The sequence below is a fragment of the Bacteroides sp. MSSM.1001136sp1_RTP21357st2_D2_RTP21359_211015 genome, from assembly GCF_040913205.1.
Taxonomy (GTDB): Bacteria; Bacteroidota; Bacteroidia; order Bacteroidales; family Bacteroidaceae; genus Bacteroides; species Bacteroides ovatus.
Genome location: NZ_JBDFVF010000006.1, coordinates 36,249 through 61,369 on the forward strand (window position 1 = coordinate 36,249; position 25,121 = coordinate 61,369).

A 25,121-nucleotide genomic window follows, 5' to 3' on the forward strand; every position below is an offset into this window, starting at 1 on the left:
ATCAGAGAATCCAAAACGTTTCATTAAATTTGCAGAAATTTTTCTTTAATACAACTTAATGATAGAGAAGCTGATTGTTCTTGAGGACATTGATCCGGTTATTTTTTACGGCGTAAACAACGCCAACATACAGTTAATTAAAGCTTTATATCCAAAGCTACGCATAGTTGCCCGAGGCAATGTCATCAAAGTGCTGGGCGACGAGGAAGAAATGTGTGCTTTCGAAGAAAATATCACCAAACTTGAAAAGTACTGCGCCGAATATAATTCACTGAAAGAAGAAGTTATCATTGACATTATAAAAGGAAATGCGCCGCAAGCGGAACAGACAGGAAACGTGATTGTGTTCAGTGTCACAGGAAAACCTATCATCCCCCGAAGTGAAAACCAGTTGAAACTGGTAGAAGGATTCGCCAAGAATGATATGGTATTTGCCATCGGTCCGGCAGGTTCGGGAAAGACATACACCGCTATCGCCCTCGCCGTACGTGCATTGAAGAATAAAGAAATCAAAAAAATCATCCTTAGCCGCCCCGCCGTAGAAGCCGGAGAAAAGCTCGGTTTCCTGCCCGGCGACATGAAAGATAAGATCGACCCATACCTGCAACCTTTATACGATGCCCTGCAAGATATGATACCTGCTGCCAAGTTAAAGGAATACATGGAATTGAACATTATCCAGATTGCCCCGTTAGCCTTTATGCGCGGACGCACGCTGAATGATGCGGTCGTCATTTTGGACGAAGCCCAGAATACTACCACACAGCAAATCAAAATGTTCCTCACCCGTATGGGTATGAACACCAAAATGATTGTGACGGGAGACATGACACAGATTGACCTCCCCGCTTCACAAACATCGGGATTGGTGCAAGCTCTCCGCATCTTAAAGGGAGTGAAAGGTATCAGTTTTGTTGAACTGAATAAAAAAGATATCGTACGCCATAAACTGGTGGAACGTATCGTGGATGCTTACGAAAAATTCGACAAAGAAGCGAAAGCCGAACGGGAGAAACGGAAAAACGAACAACTGGTTATCAACGGCGAACGTCCGGTGAAACTGGCCAAAGACTAATCGTCTTTAGATTCGGAATCCTATTGCGACTTGTTATTTGTAACTTGTAATTTGTAATTATAATAAAGACAATGAAAGCATTAACAAAAACAGATTTCAACTTTCCGGGACAGAAAAGCGTGTACCACGGAAAAGTGCGCGATGTGTACAACATCAACGGCGAAAAACTCGTCATGGTAGCAACCGACCGTATTTCGGCCTTTGACGTAGTACTTCCTGAAGGTATTCCTTACAAAGGACAAATGCTGAACCAGATTGCAGCTAAATTCCTCGATGCCACTACTGACATCTGTCCGAACTGGAAAATGGCTACTCCGGACCCAATGGTAACGGTAGGCGTATTGTGTGAAGGTTTTCCGGTAGAAATGATTGTACGCGGTTACCTGTGTGGTAGCGCATGGCGTACTTACAAAAGCGGCGTACGCGAAATTTGCGGCGTGAAGTTGCCGGACGGAATGCGCGAAAACCAGAAATTCCCGGAACCCATCGTTACTCCGACTACGAAAGCTGAAATGGGATTGCACGACGAAGACATCTCTAAAGAAGAAATCCTAAAACAAGGACTGGCTACTCCGGAAGAGTATGAAATTCTCGAAAAATATACATTAGCCCTTTTCAAACGCGGTACTGAAATCGCAGCAGAGCGCGGACTGATCCTCGTAGATACAAAATACGAATTCGGTAAGCACAATGGCACTATCTACCTGATGGACGAAATCCACACTCCGGATTCAAGCCGCTATTTCTACTCTGAAGGTTATCAGGAACGTTTCGAAAAAGGCGAACCGCAGAAACAACTTTCTAAAGAATTCGTTCGCGAATGGTTGATGGAAAACGGCTTCCAAGGCAAAGACGGTCAGAAAGTACCGGAAATGACTCCGGCTATCGTACAAAGTATCAGTGACCGCTACATCGAATTGTTCGAAAACATCACCGGTGAGAAATTCGTGAAAGAAGATACTAGCAATATCGCTGAACGTATATTCAAAAACGTCGAAACTTTTTTGAACAGCTGATAAGCGATAAATGACAGATAATAAATGATAGTTGATAGATGATAAATGATAGTTAATATGCAGCTTATCGCATATAACTATTAACTCTGTCATCTTCCAACTATCATTTATCAACTATCTTCTTCAACTATCAACTATCATTTATCAACTATCAACTAAAAAATGGATTACCCGCAACAACATATCAAGCCTTACGACGAAGAAGGAAAAAAGACCGAGCAAGTGGAACGTATGTTCGACAACATCGCACATGCCTACGACAAGCTGAACCATACCTTATCTTTAGGTATCGACCGCAGCTGGCGCAAAAAAGCTATTGCCTGGTTACACCCTTTTCAACCGCAGCGAATGATGGATGTAGCGACCGGTACAGGGGATTTTGCCATCCTCGCCTGCCGCAAACTGCAACCTGCCGAACTAATCGGCACGGACATCTCGGAAGGTATGATGAATGTGGGACGTGAAAAAGTAAAAAAGGAAGGACTGTCGGATAAAATATCTTTTGCCCGGGAGGACTGCACTTCACTCTCTTTTGCCGACAATGATTTTGACGCTATTACTGTAGCTTTCGGTATCCGCAATTTCGAAGATCTCGACAAAGGGCTCTCCGAGATGTGCCGCGTACTGAAACCGGGCGGTCATCTTGTAATTCTGGAACTTACCACTCCGGACCGCTTCCCGATGAAACAACTGTTTTCCATCTACTCTAAAATCGTCATTCCATTATTGGGTAAGCTTCTATCCAAAGATAACAGTGCCTACCGCTATCTGCCGGACACCATCAAAGTATTTCCTCAAGGGGAAGTCATGAAAGGAGTCATCGCCCGAGCCGGTTTTAGCGAAGTCAACTTCAAACGGCTGACCTTTGGTATCTGCACTCTTTATACCGCAACCAAATAACCTAATAATGTAACCTTATGAAAACAACAAAATCAATTGGACTATTTCTACTCTGCATTTTTTGTTGTATCAATTTCACCTCTTGTGATCCGGCAAACAATGGAGGAGATGACCTAATATGGGATTTTGCTCCCATAGTTCTTTACATTTCAGTACAGGATGCTCAAGGCAATGACTTACTGAATCCACTCACCAAAGGCTCTATTGCCAATCAAGGAATAAAAGCGATCTACAAAGGGGAGACTTACGAAAAAGATGCTCCGCTAAACGAACGCACCAGAGCTTATATGGCCTATTTCACAGGTCTGCAAACAGGAGTAAGCAAAGACGGAAAATATTATCTGACTTTCGGAGAATTCAATGGCGATCATACATTCGATAATGAGAAAGTAGAAATAGACTGGAATGATGGAAAAGAACCATCTGTCATCACTTTTTCCAGTAAACTGACCTGGAAATCAAAGAAAGAACCCGTATTCGACCGGAAATTCTGCCTGAACGGACAAGAAATTGACCAGAAACAAGGTTTAGTAATTACCAGACCCCCCTCTCAATCTGAACAGAAATTCGATATCGTTGCCGTAGAATATGGCATAGATGTAGAAACGGACGAAATTAAAGAAAAAATAAAAGCCGATTTAGAGAGTAAATCTCCCTATACCAATGGAGAATCATACAGTATATCTATTCAGGAAAAGAACTCCGGTACATATACATTACTCAATTCTGATGGCTTTCCTATAACAAAAAAGGAATTCGCAATCGAAGAAGCAGAAGCTCATGGTATGTATGGAATAACGACTGAAATAGCCAAAACTTGCAGACTTATTCCTCCTGACGACCAAATATACAACCATATAAAATTGAAATTAGGCATTGACGGCGAGAAGTCATCTAACACTTTCAATATCTTTATCGGCCGCCCTTATAATTTCTGGATATACGAAGATTTGACGGAATACTATAAAGACAAATACCCTGACGGTAAAGTAAAAGAAATAGTACGTCTTCTAAAAAGTAAACCCAATAACCCAACTAAGCAATAAATGATTATGGAAAAATATGGTTTAATCGGCTACCCTCTGCGACATTCTTTTTCTATCGGATACTTTAATGAGAAATTCAAATCCGAAGGTATCAATGCAGAGTATGTGAATTTTGAAATTCCCAGCATTAATAACTTCATGGAAGTTATCGAAGAGAATCCCAATTTATGCGGGCTTAATGTGACTATCCCCTACAAAGAACAAGTGATTCCTTTTTTGGATGAACTCGACCGTGATACCGCAAAGATAGGTGCTGTGAATGTCATTAAAATCATCCGCCAGCAGAAAGGAAAAGTCAAACTGGTTGGCTACAACTCCGACATCATCGGATTTACTCAATCCATTCAACCTTTATTGCAGCCTCATCACCAAAAAGCATTGATTCTGGGTACCGGCGGAGCTTCCAAAGCCGTCTACCACGGGCTGAAAAACCTGGGTATTGAAAGTATATTCGTATCACGCACCCACAAAGCCGATGATATGCTGACTTATGAGGAACTGACTCCCGAAATTATGGCAGAATATACAATCATCGTCAACTGTACTCCCGTAGGTATGTTTCCTAAGGTAGATTTCTGCCCTAATATTCCTTATGAGCTACTGACTCCAAACCATTTGCTCTATGATTTGTTATATAATCCGAATGTTACGCTGTTCATGAAAAAAGGAGAAGCACAAGGGGCTGTTGTTAAAAACGGTCTGGAAATGCTGCTGCTCCAGGCATTTGCCGCATGGGAGATATGGCATAAATAAGGATTAGAGAGAGTTTTTATGAGGAGAAAAGTTGTATATAGCATCATTATTATCATGCTGGCATTGACCGGCTGCACCATCGGAGGAAGTTTTTATATGTTAAACTTTTCATTGACTCCGAATGCCAAGATTTTGTCTAAAGATGCTGACTCTTATCCCTTCATGTATAGAAACTACCCTTTCCTACGTCCATGGGTGGACAGCCTGAAACAAGTGGATGCACTGAAAGATACATTCATCATCAATCCGCACGGAATACAACTTCATGCGTATTATGTTGCTGCTCCCCAACCCACCAGTAAGACAGCAGTCATTGTGCATGGACATACAGATAATGCTATCCGTATGTTTATGATTGGTTATCTGTATAATCGAGATTTAGGATATAACATATTACTTCCCGACCTGCAACATCAGGGAGAAAGTGAAGGCCCAGCCATCCAGATGGGATGGAAAGACCGTTGGGACGTATTGCAATGGATGAACATTGCCAATGAGATTTTCGGAGATAGTACACAAATGGTTGTACACGGCATTTCAATGGGAGGTGCGACAACCATGATGGTGTCCGGTGAGGAACAGAAACCATTTGTTAAATGCTTTGTGGAAGATTGCGGCTACACCAGTGTATGGGACGAATTCTCACATGAGCTTAAAGCTAGTTTCCACCTTCCCCCTTTTCCACTCATGTATACCACAAGCTGGCTTTGCGAGAAGAAATATGGATGGAATTTTAAAGAGGCTTCCTCACTGAAACAAGTAGCCAAATCACAGCTTCCGATGCTGTTTATTCACGGGGATAAAGACACGTATGTGCCTACCTGGATGGTATATTCGCTCTACGAAGCCAAACCGGGACCCAAAGAACTATGGATTGTTCCAGGAGCGGCTCATGCAGTTTCATACAAAGAGAATAAACAGGAATACACCGACCGAGTCCGTGCATTCGTCGGGCGATACATTCATTAAACCTATTATAACAAGGAGTTTTAGATTCATAACAGAAAAAGTTTCTATATTTGCAAACGTAAAATAATCGTTATGAAATCAATATTGACTTTTATATTAGCTACTTTTCTTCTGTTCCCACTACAAGCTCAAGAGAAAGTATACACGGTGGACAACCTCCCAAAAGTTCACCTGCAAAACAAAATGCAATATGTTTGCAACCCGGCCGGCATACTTTCACAGGCAGCTTGTGACAGTATAGACTCCATGCTTTATGCCTTGGAACAACAAACAGGAATTGAAACGGTGGTTGCCGTAGTTCCATCAATCGGAGAAGAAGATTGTTTCAACTTCTGCCATCAGTTACTTAATAAATGGGGTGTAGGGAAGAAAGATAAAAATAACGGATTGGTTATTTTGTTGGTTACAGATCAACGTTGTATCCAGTTTTATACCGGTTATGGTTTGGAAGGAGTGCTCCCCGATGCGATCTGTAAAAGGATTCAAACCAGATATATGATTCCTTACCTGAAAGACGGAAATTGGGATGCCGGAATGGTGGCCGGCCTAAAAGCGACTTGTCAGCGGCTTGACGGTTCTATGGAAAATGATGCTCTCTCCGATTCGAACAGCGGTGGTTCTTTTGATTTTGTTCTTGCCATTCTTTGTTTTATTGCTATTGGCGGAGGTCTTGCTTTCTTTTCGGCACGCAAACAAAGCCGTTGTCCGAATTGTGGTAAACATCAATTACAGAGAAGCGGAAGTGCTGTCGTATCCCGAATTAACGGGGTGAAAACCGAGGATGTTACCTATACATGTAGAAACTGCGGACATACCATCATACGCCGCCAACAAAGTTATGATAATGATTACCACCACCGGGGAGGTGGCGGAGGTGGTCCATTTATTGGAGGCTTCGGCGGAGGTAGTTTCGGAGGCGGAGGCGGTTTCGGTGGAGGCAGCTTTGGCGGAGGAATGGGCGGTGGCGGCGGTGCCGGTTCTCGTTTCTAAAGAAAATAAGTAGAAAACAAATTATCAAATTCAATAAAAACAAGAAACATGAAGAAGTCAATTATTATCATCTTAGCCGTTGTGGCTATCCTTGTCATATGGGCAGTAAGTGTATATAACGGTCTGGTTACTATGGACGAGAATGTAAGTGGTCAATGGGCAAATGTAGAAACTCAATACCAACGTCGTGCCGACTTGATTCCTAATCTGGTAAACACAGTGAAAGGATATGCGACACATGAGAAGGAAACATTGGAAGGAGTTGTTGCCGCACGTAGCCAGGCTACTCAAATCAAAGTAGACGCTGCCGATCTGACACCGGAAAAGTTAGCGCAATATCAAAAGGCACAAGGTGCTGTAACATCAGCACTAGGCAAATTATTAGCTATTACCGAGAATTATCCGGATCTGAAAGCTAACCAGAACTTTCTGGAACTTCAAGCTCAACTGGAAGGAACAGAAAACCGCATCAATGTAGCACGCAAAGACTTCAATGATGCAGCACAAGCTTATAATACCAATATCCGCCGTTTCCCGAAGAATATTTTCGCGGGAATGTTCGGTTTCGATAAGAAAGCATATTTTGAAGCAGAGGAAGGTAGTGAGAAGGCTCCGAAAGTAGAATTCTAAAAAAATGATTTACAAAGAGAGAGACTAGATATTATCTGAAATATTTATTCTGACATTTTTTCATTAGATAAAACCCTTATATATATAAGAGTTAAAATCACAGTTTTCATTACTATGATTTTAACTCTTAATTTTCTATTATTATTCTCCTTTTCAAGAGAATATTCTAAAGTAAAACAGTTAATGATTAACATTTGCCAGTACCTAGTTGGCTGTACCAAAAAAAAGCTGTACTTTTGCAGCCGTATACAATATAATTCTATAACTCATGAGTAATCAACGATACATGATGCGTGGAGTAAGCGCATCAAAAGAAGATGTGCACAACGCCATCAAGAACATCGACAAAGGAATCTTTCCAAAAGCGTTTTGCAAAATTATCCCGGACATATTGGGAGGTGACCCGGAATATTGCAATATTATGCATGCCGATGGTGCCGGAACCAAATCATCTCTCGCTTATATGTACTGGAAAGAAACGGGTGATTTGTCCGTTTGGAAAGGTATTGCGCAGGATGCATTGATTATGAATATCGACGACCTGCTTTGTGTAGGTGCCGTAGACAATATTCTTGTCTCTTCTACCATTGGACGTAATAAACTGTTGATTCCCGGAGAAGTAATCTCCGCCATCATCAATGGAACAGATGAATTGCTGGCCGAACTCCGTGAAATGGGTGTAGGGGTATACGCAACCGGTGGTGAAACTGCTGATGTCGGCGACTTGGTTCGTACGATCATCGTTGACTCTACCGTAACTTGTCGCATGAAACGTTCAGACGTTATCGACAATGCCAATATTCGTCCGGGTGACGTGATCGTTGGTTTGGCTTCTTACGGACAAGCTACTTACGAAAAAGAATACAATGGCGGTATGGGCAGCAATGGTTTGACAAGTGCCCGTCACGATGTATTCGGAAAATATCTTGCTGAAAAATATCCGGAAAGCTATGATGCCGCAGTTCCTGAAGAATTAGTTTACTCCGGCAAGTTAAAATTGATAGACAGTGTAGAAGACTCTCCAATTGATGCAGGCAAGTTAGTGCTCTCCCCTACTCGTACATACGCACCAGTAGTGAAGAAATTACTCGATGCACTGCGCCCGGAAATCCACGGAATGGTGCACTGCTCCGGTGGTGCACAAACCAAAGTTTTACACTTTGTTGAAAACGTTCGTGTAGTAAAGGATAATCTTTTCCCTGTTCCTCCTTTATTCAAAACTATTCAAGAACAAAGTGGTACGGACTGGGCAGAAATGTACAAGGTATTCAATATGGGACATCGCCTCGAAGTTTATTTGTCACCGGAACATGCAGAAGAAGTAATTGCTATTTCCGAGTCATTCGGTATTCCGGCACAGATTGTAGGACGTGTTGAAGCATGTGAGCAAACAGAATTAATCATTAAGAGCGAATTCGGAGAATTTAGATACTAAAGAATGGCAGATAACAGTACCATATTAGAAAAATTAGACGGACTCGTAGCCCGTTTTGAAGAAATATCTACCCTTATCACAGACCCGGCAGTGATTGCCGATCAGAAACGTTATGTCAAGTTGACTAAAGAATATAAGGAATTAGACGACTTGATGAAAGCAAGGAAAGAATATATCCAATTACTGGGTAATATTGAAGAAGCTAAAAATATCCTTGCTAATGAATCGGATGCTGAAATGCGCGAGATGGCGAAAGAAGAAATGGACAATAGTCAAGAGCGCCTTCCGGTATTGGAAGAAGAAATCAAACTGATGCTTGTCCCTGCCGATCCGCAAGACAGCAAGAACGCAATTCTTGAAATCCGTGGCGGTGCAGGAGGTGATGAAGCAGCTATCTTTGCCGGTGACCTCTTTCGTATGTATGCCAAATTCTGTGAAACCAAAGGTTGGAAGATGGAAGTCTCCAATGCAAACGAAGGAACAGCAGGAGGATTCAAAGAAGTTGTTTGTAGTGTCACGGGCGATAATGTATATGGAATTTTAAAATATGAATCGGGAGTACACCGCGTACAGCGCGTTCCTGCTACCGAAACACAAGGACGTGTTCATACTTCTGCCGCATCAGTGGCGGTACTTCCCGAAGCTGAAGAATTCGATGTAGTCATCAACGAAGGAGAAATCAAATGGGATACTTTCCGAAGTGGTGGTGCCGGTGGACAGAATGTAAATAAGGTAGAATCCGGAGTACGTCTGCGTTATATCTGGAAGAACCCGAATACAGGCATTGCCGAAGAAATACTTATTGAATGTACCGAAACACGTGACCAACCGAAAAATAAGGAACGTGCCTTGGCCCGTCTCCGTACATTTATCTATGACAAGGAACATCAGAAATACATCGATGACATTGCCTCCAAGCGCAAAACAATGGTATCGACCGGAGACCGTTCTGCTAAAATCCGCACCTACAACTATCCACAGGGACGAATCACCGACCATCGCATCAATTACACGATTTATAATCTTGCTGCATTCATGGACGGGGATATTCAAGACTGTATCGACCACCTGATCGTAGCAGAAAACGCGGAACGCTTGAAAGAAAGCGAACTTTAGAAAAATGAAGAGTTGATAGTTGAAAATGATTTCTTAGAAATAGTCAATAGTAAATTGTATAATAGTAAATAATAAGATGGATAAGCAACAATTATTTGAAAACATAAAGCGCAAAAAATCATTCCTTTGTGTAGGACTTGATACTGACATCAAGAAAATCCCGGAGCATCTGTTGAAAGAAGAAGATCCGATCTTTGCATTCAACAAAGCCATCATTGACGCGACAGCTGATTTGTGCATCGCCTATAAGCCCAATCTGGCTTTCTATGAAAGCATGGGCGTAAAAGGATGGATCGCATTTGAAAAGACAGTAAAATACATCAAAGATAACTATCCCGATCAATTCATCATCGCTGATGCAAAGCGTGGTGACATCGGAAATACTTCTGCAATGTACGCCCGCACCTTCTTTGAAGAACTTAATATCGACTCTGTAACGGTAGCTCCTTATATGGGCGAAGACAGCGTTACTCCGTTCCTTACCTATGAAGGTAAATGGGTGATTCTGTTGGCATTGACTTCCAACAAAGGTTCACATGACTTCCAACTAACAGAAGATGTAAACGGTGAACGTCTGTTCGAGAAAGTATTACGTAAATCACAAGAATGGGCTAGTGACGACCGTATGATGTATGTGGTAGGTGCCACTCAAGGACGTGCTTTCGAAGATATTCGTAAAATTGTTCCGAACCATTTCCTTCTCGTACCAGGTGTAGGAGCACAAGGCGGCTCGCTCGAAGAAGTTTGTAAATACGGAATGAACAGTACATGCGGATTAATTGTTAATTCCTCACGTGGTATCATCTACGTAGATAAAACAGAGAAATTTGCAGAAGCTGCCCGCACCGCCGCACAAGAAGTACAGGCGCAAATGGCTGAACAACTCAAAGCAATTCTCTGAAAAGAGAAAAAGGATCTCTAAAGAAAACGAATGCCTTACGAAAGAAAGATAATTAACGACCCCGTATTCGGGTTCATCAATATTCCAAAGGGGTTACTGTACGATATAGTACGGCATCCCCTTTTGCAGCGTCTTACCCGCATCAAGCAGGTAGGATTATCATCTGTTGTATACCCCGGTGCGCAACACACCCGCTTCCAACACTCTTTAGGTGCTTTTCACCTGATGAGTGAAGCTATCACCCAACTGGCTTCTAAAGGTAATTTTATTTTTGACAGCGAAGCGGAAGCTGTACAGGCGGCCATCCTGTTACATGATATAGGACATGGTCCCTTCTCACATGTACTGGAAGATACTATAGTAAAAGGAGTCTCCCACGAAGAGATTTCCCTCATGCTGATGGAACGGATGAACAAAGAGATGAACGGTCAGCTTAGTCTTGCCATCCAAATCTTCAAGGACGAATATCCGAAACGCTTTCTGCATCAACTCGTAAGCGGTCAGTTGGATATGGACAGACTTGATTATCTTCGCCGTGACAGCTTTTATACAGGCGTGACAGAAGGAAACATCGGTTCCGCCCGAATTATCAAAATGCTTGATGTAGCGGATGACCGACTCGTTATCGAATCCAAAGGGATCTATTCTATCGAGAATTTCCTCACGGCACGTCGCTTGATGTACTGGCAAGTATACCTGCATAAGACATCCGTCGCATACGAAAAGATGCTGATTAGTACTCTATTACGTGCCAAAGAATTAGCTTCCCAAAGAGTGGAACTGTTTGCATCACCCGCATTGCGTTTTTTCCTTTACAATGATATCAATCCTACGGAATTCTATCATAACCCCGACTGTCTGGAGAATTTTATCCAGCTAGACGACAATGATATATGGACAGCCTTGAAAGTGTGGAGCACCCATACAGACAAGGTACTTTCTACTTTAAGCACGGGAATGATAAACCGAAATATCTTTAAAGTAGAAATTTCATCGGAACCGATTAGTGAGGACAGAAAAAAAGAATTAACTTTGCACATCAGCCAGCAATTAGGTATAACCCTTTCCGAAGCGAACTATTTTGTCTCTACCCCCAGCATCGAAAAGAATATGTATGACCCGGCAGATGACAGTATTGACATTATCTACAAAGACGGCACTATCAAAAATATTGCCGAAGCATCGGACATGCTGAACATCTCATTATTGTCCAAAAAGGTAAAGAAATACTATCTCTGCTATCAGAGATTACACAGATAAGTATAAAATATTCATGCAATAACACGGAAATCTGAAAAAAAAATCCGTTATTTGTGAACTAATTAAATTTTAAATTAAAGACATGGAGTTCTCGGCTAAGCAAATTGCAGCATTTATCCAAGGGGAAATCATTGGAGACGAAAACGCTACGGTACACACATTCGCTAAAATTGAAGAGGGAATGCCCGGAGCAATTTCTTTCCTGTCAAATCCCAAATATACACCTTACATCTACGAGACACAATCAAGCATTGTCCTGGTTAATAAGGACTTCACTCCCGAGCACGAAATTAAAACTACTCTGATAAAAGTAGACAATGCATATGAAAGTCTGGCTAAATTGCTCAATCTTTATGAGATGAGCAAGCCTAAGAAACAAGGTATAGATTCATTAGCTTTCGTTGCACCCAGCGCCAAAATTGGTGAGAACGTATACATCGGTGCATTTGCCTATATTGGTGAAAATACCGTGATTGGAGATAATACCCAAATTTATCCACACACTTTTGTTGGAGACGGCGTGAAGATAGGCAACAGTTGCTTGCTGTACTCCAATGTAAATGTTTATCATGATTGCCGCATAGGTAACGAATGTATCCTGCACTCGGGTGCAGTGATTGGAGCTGACGGATTTGGTTTTGCTCCCACTCCGAATGGATACGATAAGATTCCGCAAATCGGAATTGTTATTCTGGAAGATAAAGTAGATATAGGTGCTAATACTTGTGTAGACCGTGCTACAATGGGAGCTACGGTAGTGCATAGTGGTGTCAAATTAGACAATCTGATACAAATAGCACATAATGATGAAATAGGTTCACATACCGTAATGGCTGCACAAGCCGGAATTGCCGGTTCTACCAAAATTGGTGAATGGTGTATGATCGGAGGTCAGGTAGGTATTGCAGGACATTCCAAAATAGGAGACAAAGTTGGTTTAGGTGCACAGTCAGGTGTACCCGGAGACATTAAATCCGGTAGCCAGCTTATCGGAACTCCTCCTATGGAACTGAAGCAATACTTCAAAGCATCCGTCGCACAAAGAAGCTTACCGGATATGCAGAAAGAATTGCGTAATTTGCGCAAAGAAATAGAAGAATTAAAACAACTATTAAATAAGTAAATAAGTAACCAATGCTGAAACAAAAAACGCTGAAAGATAGCTTTTCACTGAGCGGGAAAGGTCTTCACACTGGACTTGATCTCACTGTAACATTTAATCCTGCTCCGGACAATCATGGATATAAAATCCAGCGCATTGACGTAGAAGGACAACCAACTATCGATGCAGTAGCCGACAATGTGACAGAAACCACTCGTGGTACTGTATTGTCGAAGAATGGAGTCAAAGTAAGCACCGTTGAACATGGTATGGCAGCCCTCTACGCATTGGGCATTGATAACTGCCTTATTCAGGTTAACGGACCGGAATTTCCTATTTTAGATGGTAGTGCACAATATTATGTACAAGAAATAGAACGTGTAGGAACAGTAGAACAAAATGCCGTCAAAGACTTTTATATTATCAAGTCTAAAATTGAGTTCCGGGATGAAACGACTGGTTCTTCTATCATCGTACTTCCTGACGAGAATTTCAGTCTGAATGTACTGGTTTCTTACGATTCAACCATTATTCCGAATCAGTTTGCTACACTTGAGGATATGCATAATTTCAAAGACGAAGTGGCCGCCAGCCGTACTTTCGTCTTTGTTCGCGAAATAGAACCGCTGCTCTCCGCTGGATTGATTAAAGGGGGTGACCTGGACAATGCAATCGTAATCTACGAGCGTAAGATGTCACAGGAAAGTTTCGACAAGTTGGCAGATGTGATGAGAGTACCTCACATGGACGCTGAACAATTAGGCTATATCAATCACAAACCGTTGGTTTGGGCAAACGAATGTGCCCGCCACAAATTGTTGGATGTGATCGGTGACCTTGCTTTAATCGGTAAACCGATAAAAGGCCGGATCATTGCTACCCGTCCCGGACATACTATCAATAATAAGTTTGCACGCCAAATGCGGAAAGAAATCCGTTTGCACGAAATACAGGCGCCAAGTTACGACTGTAACCGTGAGCCGGTAATGGATGTAAACCGTATCCGCGAATTATTGCCACACCGCTATCCTTTCCAACTGGTTGACAAAGTGATTGAGATTGGTGCTAATTACATTGTAGGTATCAAAAATATCACAGCTAACGAACCTTTCTTTCAGGGACATTTCCCACAAGAACCTGTTATGCCGGGAGTACTTCAAGTAGAAGCAATGGCACAAGTCGGTGGTTTACTCGTTTTGAATTCAGTAGACGAACCTGAACGTTATTCTACCTATTTCATGAAAATAGATGGAGTAAAATTTCGCCAGAAAGTAGTGCCGGGAGATACTATTATCTTCCGTGTAGAAATGCTGGCACCTATCCGCCGTGGCATCTCTACTATGAAAGGATATGCATTTGTTGGCGAGAAAGTTGTTTGCGAAGCAGAGTTCATGGCACAAATAGTGAAAAATAAGTAATAATTGATATATTAAAAGCATGATAAGTCCTTTAGCGTATATTCATCCCGAAGCTAAAATTGGGGAAAATGTAGAAATTGCGCCTTTTGTATTTATAGATAAGAACGTAGTTATCGGCGACAACAATAAAATTATGGCTAACGCCAATATTTTATATGGTTCACGTATTGGTAACAGAAACACTATTTTTCCGGGTGCCGTAATCGGAGCCATCCCGCAGGACCTTAAGTTTCGCGGTGAGGAATCGACAGCCGAAATCGGGGATAATAATCTGATTCGTGAAAATGTAACAATCAACCGTGGTACGGCAGCTAAAGGGCGCACGATTGTGGGAAATAACAATTTATTGATGGAGGGTGTACACGTAGCACACGACGCATTGGTTGGTAACGGATGTATCATCGGTAACTCTACCAAGATGGCAGGCGAAATCGTCATTGATGATAACGCGATTGTCAGCGCCAATGTATTGATGCACCAATTCTGTCATGTAGGGAGTCATGTAATGATTCAGGGCGGATGCCGCTTCAGTAAAGATATTCCTCCTTACATCATCGCAGGACGCGAACCGATTGCTTTTAGTGGAATCAACATCATCGGCCTGCGTCGTCGTGGTTTTGCCAATGAAGTGATCGAAAGTATTCACAATGCATATCGTATCATTTATCAAAGTGGTTTAAACACGACAGAAGCATTGAAAAAAATAGAAGATGAATTTGAAAAAAGTCCGGAAATTGACTATATTATCGATTTCATCCGTAATTCAGAACGTGGTATCATTAAATAAACAGTTCAAAATAGTCATATTATGATATACAGATTTACTATCATATCTGATGAAGTTGACGATTTTGTCAGAGAAATACAAATTGATCCGGAAGCTACTTTTTATGACTTCCATGAAGCAATACTGAAATCAGTAGGGTACACAAACGACCAGATGACTTCTTTCTTTATCTGCGATGACGATTGGGAAAAAGGAAAAGAAGTAACCTTGGAAGAAATGGACGACAATCCGGAAATAGATAGCTGGGTAATGAAAGACACTACTATCAGTGAACTGGTAGAAGATGAAAAACAGAAACTGCTATATGTATTCGATTACATAACAGAACGTTGTTTCTTCATCGAACTATCCGAAATTATCACCGGAAAAGATATGGATGGCGCCAAATGTACCAAGAAATCAGGAGATGCTCCTAAACAAACGGTAGATTTTGAAGAAATGGCCGCTGCCAGCGGTTCTCTTGATCTGGATGAAAACTTCTATGGAGACCAGGACTTCGACATGGAAGACTTCGATCAGGAAGGATTTGACATAGGTGGTGACACTAGCAGCCCATACGAAGAAGAAAAATTTTAAGTATTAAGCATCAAGTATTAGGTATTAATTGCTATGTAGTGTCAAGCAGTTAATACCTAATATTTTTTTAGTCCCGTACGCTTTAATACTTAATATTTCTATACTTAATACTTAATATTTCTATACTTAATACTTAAAAATCTATGCCTACTCTCATTGTTCTTATAGGCCCTACAGGTGTGGGGAAAACGGAGTTGAGCCTGCGCTTGGCAGAAACATTTCAGACAAGCATTGTATCTGCCGATTCGAGACAGCTTTATGCCGAATTAAAAATAGGTACGGCAGCTCCTACTCCCGACCAACTCAAACGTGTCCCCCATCAACTGGTCGGCACGCTCCACCTCACAGACTATTACAGCGCTGCCCAATACGAAACAGAAGCACTGGAGATTCTGGAGAAATTATTCACGCAACACGAAGTCGTGATTCTCACTGGTGGCTCAATGATGTACGTAGACGCTATCTGTAAGGGAATTGACGATATTCCTACCGTTGATGCGGAAACCCGTCAAATCATGTTACAAAAGTATGAAGAGGAAGGCCTTGAACAACTCTGCGCAGAACTTCGACTGTTAGATCCGGAATATTACCGGATTGTAGATCTGAAGAATCCCAAGCGAGTGATTCATGCGTTGGAGATTTGCTATATGACCGGACGCACTTATACTTCTTTTCGCACCCAACAAAAAAAACAGCGTCCTTTCCGTATTCTGAAAGTCGGCCTGACTCGTGATCGGGAAGAACTTTATGACCGTATCAACCGTCGGGTAGACCAGATGATGGAGGAAGGATTATTGGAAGAAGTACGTTCCGTACTTCCCTATCGTCACCTCAATTCACTCAATACAGTAGGCTATAAAGAACTGTTCAAATATCTGGACGGAGAATGGGAACTCCCCTTTGCTATAGACAAAATCAAGCAAAACTCCCGCATTTATTCGCGTAAACAAATGACCTGGTTCAAAAGAGATGAAGAAATAAAATGGTTCCACCCGGAACAAGAAACGGAGATACTAGCGTACCTCCGTCAACAAATCAATACATGATTTCTCTTATCTTTTGTTCTGACGGGTCTGATATTCATCATCCGTCAACATTTCTACAATAATCACCCCATTCTTTCCTTTGTCTCCGTAGACAACCTGTGCTGATTTATCTTTCAGCACAGAAATACTTTTTATATGGTCCGGCGCAAGCTTAGACAACGCATCTTTCTCCATAGCTTCTTTCCCGTCTATAATGACTAAAGGCTCTTCGCCTTTTATCCCATGCACAGTTACACCATTATTCACCTTAAACCCTGTATTTCCATTTTTCACACTGCCTGAAAGTTCAGGAAACAGGTCAACCACTTCCTGCTCCATTCGTATATTCATCGTAGAAGATACAGAAGCTTTTACTGGCTTATATCCAATAAATGAGAACCACAGATTGCCGTCTTTCATTGCTTTCAGACTAAAATGACCATTTATATCCGTTATCGTACCATGATTTGTATTAGGCACAATAATGCTGACTCCAGCCTTCGGACGCCCCTGCTCGTCAACAACAGTTCCACTAACCGGAAAATCGGGAACAGCATCTGTACTGGTTGTTTTTTGTGAAAAACTGATTTCCTTATTCTGTATTTTAGTCTTACTGCCTCGTTGAGTATTTACAAGTATCACCCCGTTCGCACCACGTTTACCATACACTTTTATCGAAGTAGAATCTTTCAACACAGATATACTTTCTATTGTTGACGGGTCCAGCTTTTCCATAGCATCCATACTAATCTCCATGCCATCAGCAAAAATCAAAGGCTGCTTATTCTCTGCAAATCTGATATTCCCAAATCTTATAGGGACAGTATATTTCACTGGTACAGGTCTGCCTCGTTGCTTTCCGGGAATCCAATCCGGCATTTCACTGACAATTCTTTCGGCTTCCTGATTTAATGACGCTTCATCCGACTGAAGTGTACGTACATCTTTTATCTTCCCGGTTTCAGCCACAGTGAAACCTACCATCACTCTACCGCCCGCTTTACCCTTCATCGGAGAACCAGCTATTTTCTCCGACAGATATTTTTGCAGTGCACTCATACCACCAGGATATTCCGGCATCTGCTCTACAACCTCAAAAATAACAATTTCTTCTTCCTCTTTCGATTTCACACCGGACACCACCAAATCATCTCTCTTCTCGTCTTTAGATACTTTTACTGTATCTTGCAGCACCTTTTCTTGCACAATTTCCGCCAAATCATTAACTTTGACAGCAGAAATCTCTTCCATTTTTTCAGAGATTTCAGGACGGGCAAAAGCAGTTACTGCAATAGCTGCCAACGGAAGTACATACAAATACTTCAACCGTGCCCACGGATTCGATTTTTCTTTTAACATCATAGTGATACGTTTTTTAAGTTTACTGTGATTAAAGCTGTTGGCCATAGAGTAGAGCCTTGTGCCAACGGCTTTTTTTATTAATAATAGTTGATATTCTTTCGCGTTTACACCCTCATTAATGACGGTCTCGTCCGCTTCATATTCGTGAATGTTCTGCAACTCCTGTTTCAACAACCATGCACCAGGATTGAACCATTGGAAAAAGATGCAAATATCCGCCACCAATAAATCTACTGAATGACGATGGTGGATATGAGCCATTTCATGAATAAGGATTTCCCTCCCGTTTTCCTCCAGGTCTTTCCGGCTGATGACAATATACTTCATCCAACTGAACGGAGCTATCTCCTGATTGTGCACCACAAGTGTAACCCCTTTCTCCAACTTCTCATGTTTGCCGGAATGTACCAACCGGAAGAGACAAATCAAAGAATAGATATTGCGACAGACAAGAAACAGAATACCCGCCAGATAGACCAGCAGAACAATCTGTACCCAAGATATGGCCGGCGTCTCCTGCACTGCACCGACTTCAACAGGGGTAGGTTCCGATTCTGCCATCAGTAGCAACTGCTCGATGGAAAGCATAGCCTGTTGCACCTCAACCTGATGCCGGGTAGTTACTTCGATACAAGGAATGAGTAATGAAAAGAACAACACTCCCAATAAAGCCATTCGATTGAAACGATGAAAAGTTTCCTTGCTAAGTAATAACCTGAAAAACAGATAAAACAAAACAAGACAAACTGACGATTTTAATATATAGATGAAGAAAACTCCCATAGCATAGATTTTCGTTAAAAAGATTAGTGTTTCTTATCGGCCTGTTCCACTTCGTGAATGAGTTGCTTCAATTCATCCAACGAAATATCTTCCTCCTTAACCAAAGAAGAAACAGCATTCAGATAAGAATTATTAAAATACTTGCTAATCACATTTCGCAATGTTCCTTTACGAAAATCCTCTTCGCTGACTACAGGATAGTATTGATAAGTATTCCCAAAAGTATAGTGAGCTAAAAAGCCTTTTTCTTCCAGCCCGCGCACAATCGTAGATAATGTATTAAAATGCGGCTTGGGTTCTTCATAGAAAGCCAACATTTCTTTCACGAACAAGGGGCCTTTTTCCCAGAAAAAGCCCATGATTTCTTCTTCTTTTGCTGTTAATCCTTTCATATCTGCAACTTTGTTTACTGCAAATAACGAAAAGTTTTAGTTCATAAACTAATTTATCTAGTTAAAGTAAACTAAAAGCTATAGTTAAGAAGAAAATCTTACTATTAAATACCTGTGAAACAGAATTTCTACTACCCCTTTAGCCCCACAGTTTATTCACAATAAAGTTGCCGATATAGAATAAGTCGCCCATAAAAACAATGCTGAATACCAGAAAAGTGAAACAAGTACTCCACCGGGCTCCTCCATCCTCTTCCCCGCGTTTGATACGAAGCAGGGAACTATGCAAACAATCACCTGCTATGAACAGCACAAACAAACTCGGTATCAAGTCACCCCACGATACCAACCACAGATTATCCCCCTTCCCCAACAGGAATGTCAATGCCACGGCCAATAAGAAGACAGAAGCATATTGCAAGTCTTTTCTTTTTGAATTCATAGTGGTAATGTTTAAAGTCCTTTTCACAAAGATATTGAATCTCACCCAATAATCCTTATCAAATCTATATAAAAATCGGTCAGGCTTTGTTGAATCTAAGTTTATTGTTACTTTTGCAAGTACGAATTAAAACCAAAACCGATTATAAAAGCAGATGAAAAAGATCAGCATCACTTTATTACTCTGCCTTCTCTGTCTGACCGGAATGGCACAAGGACAAAAGGCACTCGATTTAAAAGATATCACCTCCGGACGTTTCCGCCCGGAAAATATCCAGGGAGTAATCCCTATGCCTGATGGTGAACACTACACGCAGATGAACGCTGACGGCACGCAAATCATTAAATACTCTTTCAAGACAGGCGAGAAAGTAGAAGTGATCTTCGATGTAAGCACTGCACGCGAATGTGACTTCAAGAACTTCGACAGTTACCAGTTCTCGCCCGACGGTCAGAAATTGCTGATTGCTACTAAAACGACACCTATATATAGGCATTCATACACAGCTGTACATTACATTTACCCTTTGAAACGAAATGATAAGGGCGTTACGACAAACAACATTATTGAACGGCTGTCTGACGGTGGACCTCAACAGGTCCCCGTCTTTTCTCCAGACGGTACAATGATTGCTTTTGTCCGCAACAATAACATATTTCTTGTTAAGTTGCTTTATGGCAACAGTGAAAGCCAAATTACGGAGGATGGCAAACAGAACTCTGTAATTAACGGCATCCCCGACTGGGTATATGAAGAAGAGTTCGGTTTCGACCGTGCTTTGGAATTCAGCGCTGATAATACACTGATCGCTTTCATCCGCTTCGATGAATCAGAAGTTCCCTCCTACTCTTTTCCGGTATTTGCCGGACAGGCACCCCGTATTGATGCCTTAAAGGATTATCCGGGTGAATATACCTACAAGTATCCGAAAGCCGGATACCCGAACTCGAAAGTAGAAGTACGCACGTATGACATCAAGTCACATGTCACCCGTACGATGAAACTCCCGCTGGATGCAGATGGATACATTCCACGTATCCGCTTCACAAAGGATGCCAACAAATTGGCTATCATGACATTAAACCGTCATCAAGACCGTTTCGATCTCTACTTTGCCGATCCTCGTTCAACACTTTGCAAACTAATGCTCCGTGATGAATCTCCTTATTACATAAAGGAGAATATTTTCGATAATATCCAGTTCTATCCGGAATATTTCAGCATGCTTAGCGAACGTGACGGTTACAGTCATCTCTATTGGTATAGCATGGGAGGTAACTTGATTAAAAAGGTTACTAACGGTAAGTTCGAAGTGAAAGATTTTCTGGGATATGATGAGGAAGACGGCTCTTTCTATTATACCAGCAACGAAGAGAGTCCTCTGCGCAAGGCTGTCTATAAAATAGACAAAAAAGGCAAAAAGATTAAATTGTCTCAACAGGCAGGAACCAATACGCCGCTCTTCAGCAAATCGATGAAGTATTATATGAATAAGTTCTCCAGCTTGGATACTCCTATGTTGGTTACTTTGAACGATAATTCAGGAAAAACGCTCAAAACGCTTATTACGAATGATGCGTTGAAGCAAACATTGTCCGGATATGCAGTACCACAAAAAGAGTTCTTTACTTTCCAGACTACAGATGGCGTGAAGTTGAACGGCTGGATGATGAAACCGGTTAATTTCTCCGCATCCAAAAAATACCCGGTACTGATGTATCAATATAGTGGCCCGGGTTCCCAACAGGTATTAGATACTTGGGGAATCAGTTGGGAGACATACATGGCAAGCCTCGGTTATATCGTGGTATGTGTAGATGGTCGTGGCACTGGAGGCCGTGGAGAAGCTTTTGAGAAATGTACCTATTTGAAAATCGGAGTCAAAGAAGCCAAAGACCAGGTGGAAACAGCGCTTTACCTAGGTAAACAAGCGTATGTGGACAAAGACCGCATCGGTATCTGGGGTTGGAGTTATGGCGGATACATGACTCTTATGAGCATGAGCGAAGGAACTCCCGTATTCAAAGCCGGAGTAGCAGTAGCCGCACCGACCGACTGGCGTTTCTATGATACGATTTACACCGAACGTTTCATGCGCACTCCCAAAGAAAATGCGGAAGGATATAAGGAATCATCAGCCTTCACCCGTGCCGACAAACTTCATGGCAACTTGTTGCTAGTACATGGTATGGCAGATGACAATGTTCACTTCCAGAACTGTGCAGAATATGCCGAACAGTTAGTTCAGCTTGGAAAACAATTTGATATGCAAGTGTACACGAACCGTAATCATGGAATATATGGTGGCAACACCCGCCAACACTTGTACACACGATTGACCAACTTCTTCTTGAACAACTTATAATGACGGATAGAGTACGTAAGCCCGAATGGCTGAAAATTAATATCGGTGCCAACGAACGATACACCGAAACAAAGCGAATTGTCGACTCCCACTGCTTGCACACGATATGCAGCAGTGGGCGTTGCCCTAATATGGGGGAATGTTGGGGAAAAGGAACAGCTACCTTCATGATTGGCGGTGACATCTGCACGCGTAGCTGTAAATTTTGCAACACACAGACAGGGCGTCCGCATCCGTTAGATGCAAACGAACCTACCCATGTAGCAGAATCCATCGCACTGATGAAACTGGATCATGCCGTCATCACCTCTGTAGACCGGGATGATTTACCTGATTTGGGAGCAGAACATTGGGCACATACCATCCGGGAAATAAAACGGTTGAATCCACAGACAACCATTGAAGTGCTAATTCCGGATTTTCAAGGCAAAATGGAGTTGGTAGATTTAGTAATTGACGCCCGCCCCGACATCATATCACACAATATGGAAACTGTGCGCCGCATTAGTCCACTAGTCCGCAGTGCAGCAAATTATGATACAAGCTTACAGGTTATCAGACACATTTCCAAAAAGGGAGTCAAATCTAAAAGCGGCATAATGGTCGGACTGGGTGAAACTCCGGAGGAAGTCGAAACATTGATGGACGATCTGTTAGCAACCGGTTGCCAGATTCTTACCATAGGTCAATACCTGCAACCGAGTCATCGGCATTATCCCGTTGCAGCATACATCACTCCGCTGCAATTCGCGAAATATAAAACAGTTGGTTTAGAGAAAGGATTCAACATCGTAGAGAGTGCTCCCCTTGTTCGTTCCTCCTACCATGCAGAGAAACATATTCGTTAGCAAACAAAACACATACACTATTTGTTTTATAGATAAAACCGACAAATAAACATAAATATAGAGATGGACCATAAAGGAATACTTTCTTCCGCATTTAACATGTCGCTGGGTTTTATCCCCGTTATTATTTCCATTTTATTGTGTGAACTTATAACGCAAGACACGGCTATTTACATCGGTACAGGTATAGGTATTATAGGAATATACCTTTCTTATCGACGTAAAGGATTGTTAATTCCTAATTTTATCCTCTATATAGCGACCGGAGTGCTGGCGCTATTATCCGTAGCAGCTCTCATTCCTGGTGATTATGTTCCTCCCGGTGCACTTCCGCTTACTCTGGAAGTCAGTATTCTCATTCCGATGCTAAGTCTTTATATGCATAAGAAAAGGTTTATCAACCACTTCTTAAAACAGATAGGTTCTTGCAACAAACGTTTATATGCCCAGGGAGCAGAAGCCGCCGTTGTATCTGCCCGCATTGCCTTGATTTTCGGAATACTGCATTTCATTATAATCAGCATTACCATTGTTGTTCAAGATCCGTTGAGCAAGACGAGCATGTTTGTACTCTATAAAGTGTTACCTCCTAGCATCTTTCTTATGAGCATCCTGTTCAACCAGATCGCTATCCGTTTCTTCAATCACTTAATGTCTCACACGGAATATGTTCCTATTGTGAATACAAAAGGAGATGTGATCGGGAAAACCCCTGCAATAGAAGCTGTTAATTATAAGAACGCATACATCAATCCGGTGATAAGAATTGCCATATCCACTCATGGAATGCTGTTCCTTTGCGACAGACCGTCAACAGCCATTTTGGACAAAGGAAAAGTGGACATTCCCATGGAATGTTATCTCCGCTATGGAGAATCTTTAGAAGCAGGTGCCACCCGTTTGATTAACAATGCTTTCCCGCACGAGAAAGATATCAAGCCAGAGTTCAATATCGTTTATCACTTTGAGAATGAAGTAACCAATCGTCTTATCTACTTATTCATCGTTGATATCAAGGATGATTCCATCCTTTGTACCCCTCGCTTTAAGAACAGTAAGCTATGGAGCTTCAAACAGATAGAGGAAAACTTGGGAAAAGGCTTCTTCAGTAGCTGTTTCGAAGATGAATATGAACACCTGAAAGGCGTTATTTATATAAGAGAAAAATACAGGGAATCTTAGACAATTCAGGCACATGTCCCTTCCAGTCCTTCACAGTACGCGTCTGTATATACTCTCCTTCACATGTAATATCGGCAGCAATACAAAGCTTTGTTTGAGGACGGCAGTTTAACAAAATATCTTCTATCATCTTATGATTCCGGTAAGGCGTCTCAATGAAAAGTTGTGTCTGGTTTTCAGCATACACACGCTGCTCCAAAGTTTTCAGTTTCTTGGCACGTTCCCCCGGTTCAATCGGCAGATAACCATGAAACGCAAAGCTCTGCCCGTTAAAGCCCGAAGCCATCACAGAAAGAATAATTGAAGAGGGTCCAACCAAAGGAACTACCTTCAGTTTTTTACGTTGTGCAATGGCAACCACATCCGCTCCCGGATCAGCTACCGCCGGACAACCGGCTTCGGAGATAACTCCCATTGAAGCTCCGCCTACCAGAGGTTGCAGATAACCGGAAATATCTTCAGGTGAAGTATGTTTGTTCAACGGATAAAATGTCAACGCATCAATATCAATCTCCCGGTCCACCTTTTTCAGGAAACGACGGGCAGAACGAACATCTTCGACTATAAAATACCGAATACCGGAAATAATTTCCTTATTATAAGAAGGCAATACCTTTTCAATAGGTGTATCGCCTAAAGTCACGGGCAACAAATAAAGGGCAGTTTCCACTTTTAAATTGAGAATTAAGACTATACTTTAATATTAAAAATCAAATAAGGTTTTGAGCGAAGCTAATTAAAAATTGAG

24 protein-coding genes are annotated in these 25,121 nt (G+C 41.8%); 20 read left to right on the forward strand and 4 right to left on the reverse strand.

Annotated features, from left to right (window positions below; genetic code table 11):
• Positions 1–58: 58 nt before the first annotated feature.
• From AB5217_RS06065 to miaA, 17 genes are all read left to right on the forward strand, one after another.
• Positions 59–1,075 carry a PhoH family protein gene (locus AB5217_RS06065; protein WP_004301740.1) on the forward strand — a complete coding sequence of 339 codons (1,017 nt, stop codon included), beginning with the start codon at positions 59–61 and terminating at the stop codon, positions 1,073–1,075.
• Positions 1,076–1,146: 71 nt separating this feature from the next.
• On the forward strand, positions 1,147–2,091 hold the full coding sequence (locus tag AB5217_RS06070) for a phosphoribosylaminoimidazolesuccinocarboxamide synthase (protein WP_004301731.1): 945 nt from the start codon (positions 1,147–1,149) through the stop codon (positions 2,089–2,091).
• Between the two features lie 162 nt (positions 2,092–2,253).
• A complete protein-coding gene (ubiE, locus tag AB5217_RS06075) occupies positions 2,254–2,991 on the forward strand; it encodes a bifunctional demethylmenaquinone methyltransferase/2-methoxy-6-polyprenyl-1,4-benzoquinol methylase UbiE (RefSeq protein ID WP_004320899.1) in 738 nt (245 codons plus the stop codon).
• Between the two features lie 17 nt (positions 2,992–3,008).
• Positions 3,009–4,037 (forward strand): hypothetical protein, encoded by a 1,029-nt coding sequence (locus AB5217_RS06080; RefSeq protein WP_004320901.1) that lies wholly within the window; start codon positions 3,009–3,011, stop codon positions 4,035–4,037.
• 6 nt (positions 4,038–4,043) lie between these two features.
• On the forward strand, positions 4,044–4,790 hold the full coding sequence (locus tag AB5217_RS06085; protein WP_004304542.1) for a shikimate dehydrogenase family protein: 747 nt from the start codon (positions 4,044–4,046) through the stop codon (positions 4,788–4,790).
• A gap of 18 nt (positions 4,791–4,808) precedes the next feature.
• A complete protein-coding gene (locus AB5217_RS06090; RefSeq protein WP_004301723.1) occupies positions 4,809–5,759 on the forward strand; it encodes an alpha/beta hydrolase in 951 nt (316 codons plus the stop codon).
• Positions 5,760–5,831: 72 nt separating this feature from the next.
• The gene (locus tag AB5217_RS06095) at positions 5,832–6,749 is read left to right on the forward strand and encodes a TPM domain-containing protein (RefSeq protein WP_004304539.1); all 918 of its coding nucleotides are present in this window, start codon (positions 5,832–5,834) and stop codon (positions 6,747–6,749) included.
• Positions 6,750–6,797: 48 nt separating this feature from the next.
• On the forward strand, positions 6,798–7,379 hold the full coding sequence (locus tag AB5217_RS06100) for a LemA family protein (RefSeq protein WP_032843082.1): 582 nt from the start codon (positions 6,798–6,800) through the stop codon (positions 7,377–7,379).
• A 268-nt stretch (positions 7,380–7,647) separates the two neighbouring features.
• A complete protein-coding gene (locus AB5217_RS06105; RefSeq protein ID WP_004304535.1) occupies positions 7,648–8,814 on the forward strand; it encodes an AIR synthase-related protein in 1,167 nt (388 codons plus the stop codon).
• A 3-nt stretch (positions 8,815–8,817) separates the two neighbouring features.
• Complete coding sequence (gene prfA, locus AB5217_RS06110) at positions 8,818–9,930, forward strand: peptide chain release factor 1 (protein ID WP_004304534.1); 1,113 nt, start codon at positions 8,818–8,820, stop codon at positions 9,928–9,930.
• 76 nt (positions 9,931–10,006) lie between these two features.
• Complete coding sequence (gene pyrF, locus AB5217_RS06115; protein ID WP_004304532.1) at positions 10,007–10,831, forward strand: orotidine-5'-phosphate decarboxylase; 825 nt, start codon at positions 10,007–10,009, stop codon at positions 10,829–10,831.
• 30 nt (positions 10,832–10,861) lie between these two features.
• Entirely contained in the window at positions 10,862–12,091 is a 1,230-nt protein-coding gene (locus tag AB5217_RS06120) for an HD domain-containing protein (RefSeq protein WP_004324970.1), read from the forward strand.
• An 82-nt stretch (positions 12,092–12,173) separates the two neighbouring features.
• Positions 12,174–13,214 carry a UDP-3-O-(3-hydroxymyristoyl)glucosamine N-acyltransferase gene (gene lpxD / locus AB5217_RS06125; RefSeq protein WP_004304530.1) on the forward strand — a complete coding sequence of 347 codons (1,041 nt, stop codon included), beginning with the start codon at positions 12,174–12,176 and terminating at the stop codon, positions 13,212–13,214.
• An 11-nt stretch (positions 13,215–13,225) separates the two neighbouring features.
• Positions 13,226–14,611, forward strand: a complete 1,386-nt coding sequence (locus AB5217_RS06130) for a bifunctional UDP-3-O-[3-hydroxymyristoyl] N-acetylglucosamine deacetylase/3-hydroxyacyl-ACP dehydratase (RefSeq protein WP_004304529.1) — start codon at positions 13,226–13,228, stop codon at positions 14,609–14,611.
• Positions 14,612–14,630: 19 nt separating this feature from the next.
• Positions 14,631–15,398, forward strand: a complete 768-nt coding sequence (lpxA, locus tag AB5217_RS06135; protein WP_032843076.1) for an acyl-ACP--UDP-N-acetylglucosamine O-acyltransferase — start codon at positions 14,631–14,633, stop codon at positions 15,396–15,398.
• Between the two features lie 21 nt (positions 15,399–15,419).
• Positions 15,420–15,974: an IS1096 element passenger TnpR family protein gene (locus AB5217_RS06140; RefSeq protein WP_008650842.1), complete on the forward strand. Its 555-nt coding sequence runs from the start codon at positions 15,420–15,422 to the stop codon at positions 15,972–15,974.
• 143 nt (positions 15,975–16,117) lie between these two features.
• Positions 16,118–17,020: a tRNA (adenosine(37)-N6)-dimethylallyltransferase MiaA gene (miaA, locus tag AB5217_RS06145; RefSeq protein WP_032843074.1), complete on the forward strand. Its 903-nt coding sequence runs from the start codon at positions 16,118–16,120 to the stop codon at positions 17,018–17,020.
• Between the two features lie 6 nt (positions 17,021–17,026).
• Here the strand turns inward: miaA and AB5217_RS06150 are convergent, their stop codons facing one another.
• From AB5217_RS06150 to AB5217_RS06160, 3 genes are all read right to left on the reverse strand, one after another.
• Entirely contained in the window at positions 17,027–19,144 is a 2,118-nt protein-coding gene (locus tag AB5217_RS06150) for a M56 family metallopeptidase (RefSeq protein WP_032843072.1), read from the reverse strand.
• A gap of 23 nt (positions 19,145–19,167) precedes the next feature.
• On the reverse strand, positions 19,168–19,536 hold the full coding sequence (locus AB5217_RS06155) for a BlaI/MecI/CopY family transcriptional regulator (protein WP_009000503.1): 369 nt from the start codon (positions 19,534–19,536) through the stop codon (positions 19,168–19,170).
• 139 nt (positions 19,537–19,675) lie between these two features.
• Positions 19,676–19,978, reverse strand: a complete 303-nt coding sequence (locus AB5217_RS06160; RefSeq protein ID WP_004304524.1) for a hypothetical protein — start codon at positions 19,976–19,978, stop codon at positions 19,676–19,678.
• A gap of 154 nt (positions 19,979–20,132) precedes the next feature.
• Here AB5217_RS06160 and AB5217_RS06165 point away from each other — a divergent pair, with 154 nt between their 5' ends.
• The 3 genes from AB5217_RS06165 (at position 20,133) to AB5217_RS06175 (ending at position 24,373) form a co-directional block, all read left to right on the forward strand.
• Complete coding sequence (locus AB5217_RS06165) at positions 20,133–22,343, forward strand: S9 family peptidase (protein WP_032843071.1); 2,211 nt, start codon at positions 20,133–20,135, stop codon at positions 22,341–22,343.
• Positions 22,343–23,191, forward strand: a complete 849-nt coding sequence (gene lipA / locus AB5217_RS06170; RefSeq protein ID WP_032843070.1) for a lipoyl synthase — start codon at positions 22,343–22,345, stop codon at positions 23,189–23,191. The genes AB5217_RS06165 and lipA overlap by 1 nt, the downstream gene beginning before the upstream one ends.
• A gap of 63 nt (positions 23,192–23,254) precedes the next feature.
• On the forward strand, positions 23,255–24,373 hold the full coding sequence (locus AB5217_RS06175) for a hypothetical protein (RefSeq protein ID WP_032843069.1): 1,119 nt from the start codon (positions 23,255–23,257) through the stop codon (positions 24,371–24,373).
• On the opposite strand, the gene AB5217_RS06180 is transcribed toward AB5217_RS06175, so the two are convergent.
• Positions 24,339–25,043 carry an SAM-dependent methyltransferase gene (locus AB5217_RS06180; protein WP_004304520.1) on the reverse strand — a complete coding sequence of 235 codons (705 nt, stop codon included), beginning with the start codon at positions 25,041–25,043 and terminating at the stop codon, positions 24,339–24,341. The two genes, AB5217_RS06175 and AB5217_RS06180, sit on opposite strands and share 35 nt — an antisense overlap.
• Positions 25,044–25,121 lie beyond the last annotated feature (78 nt).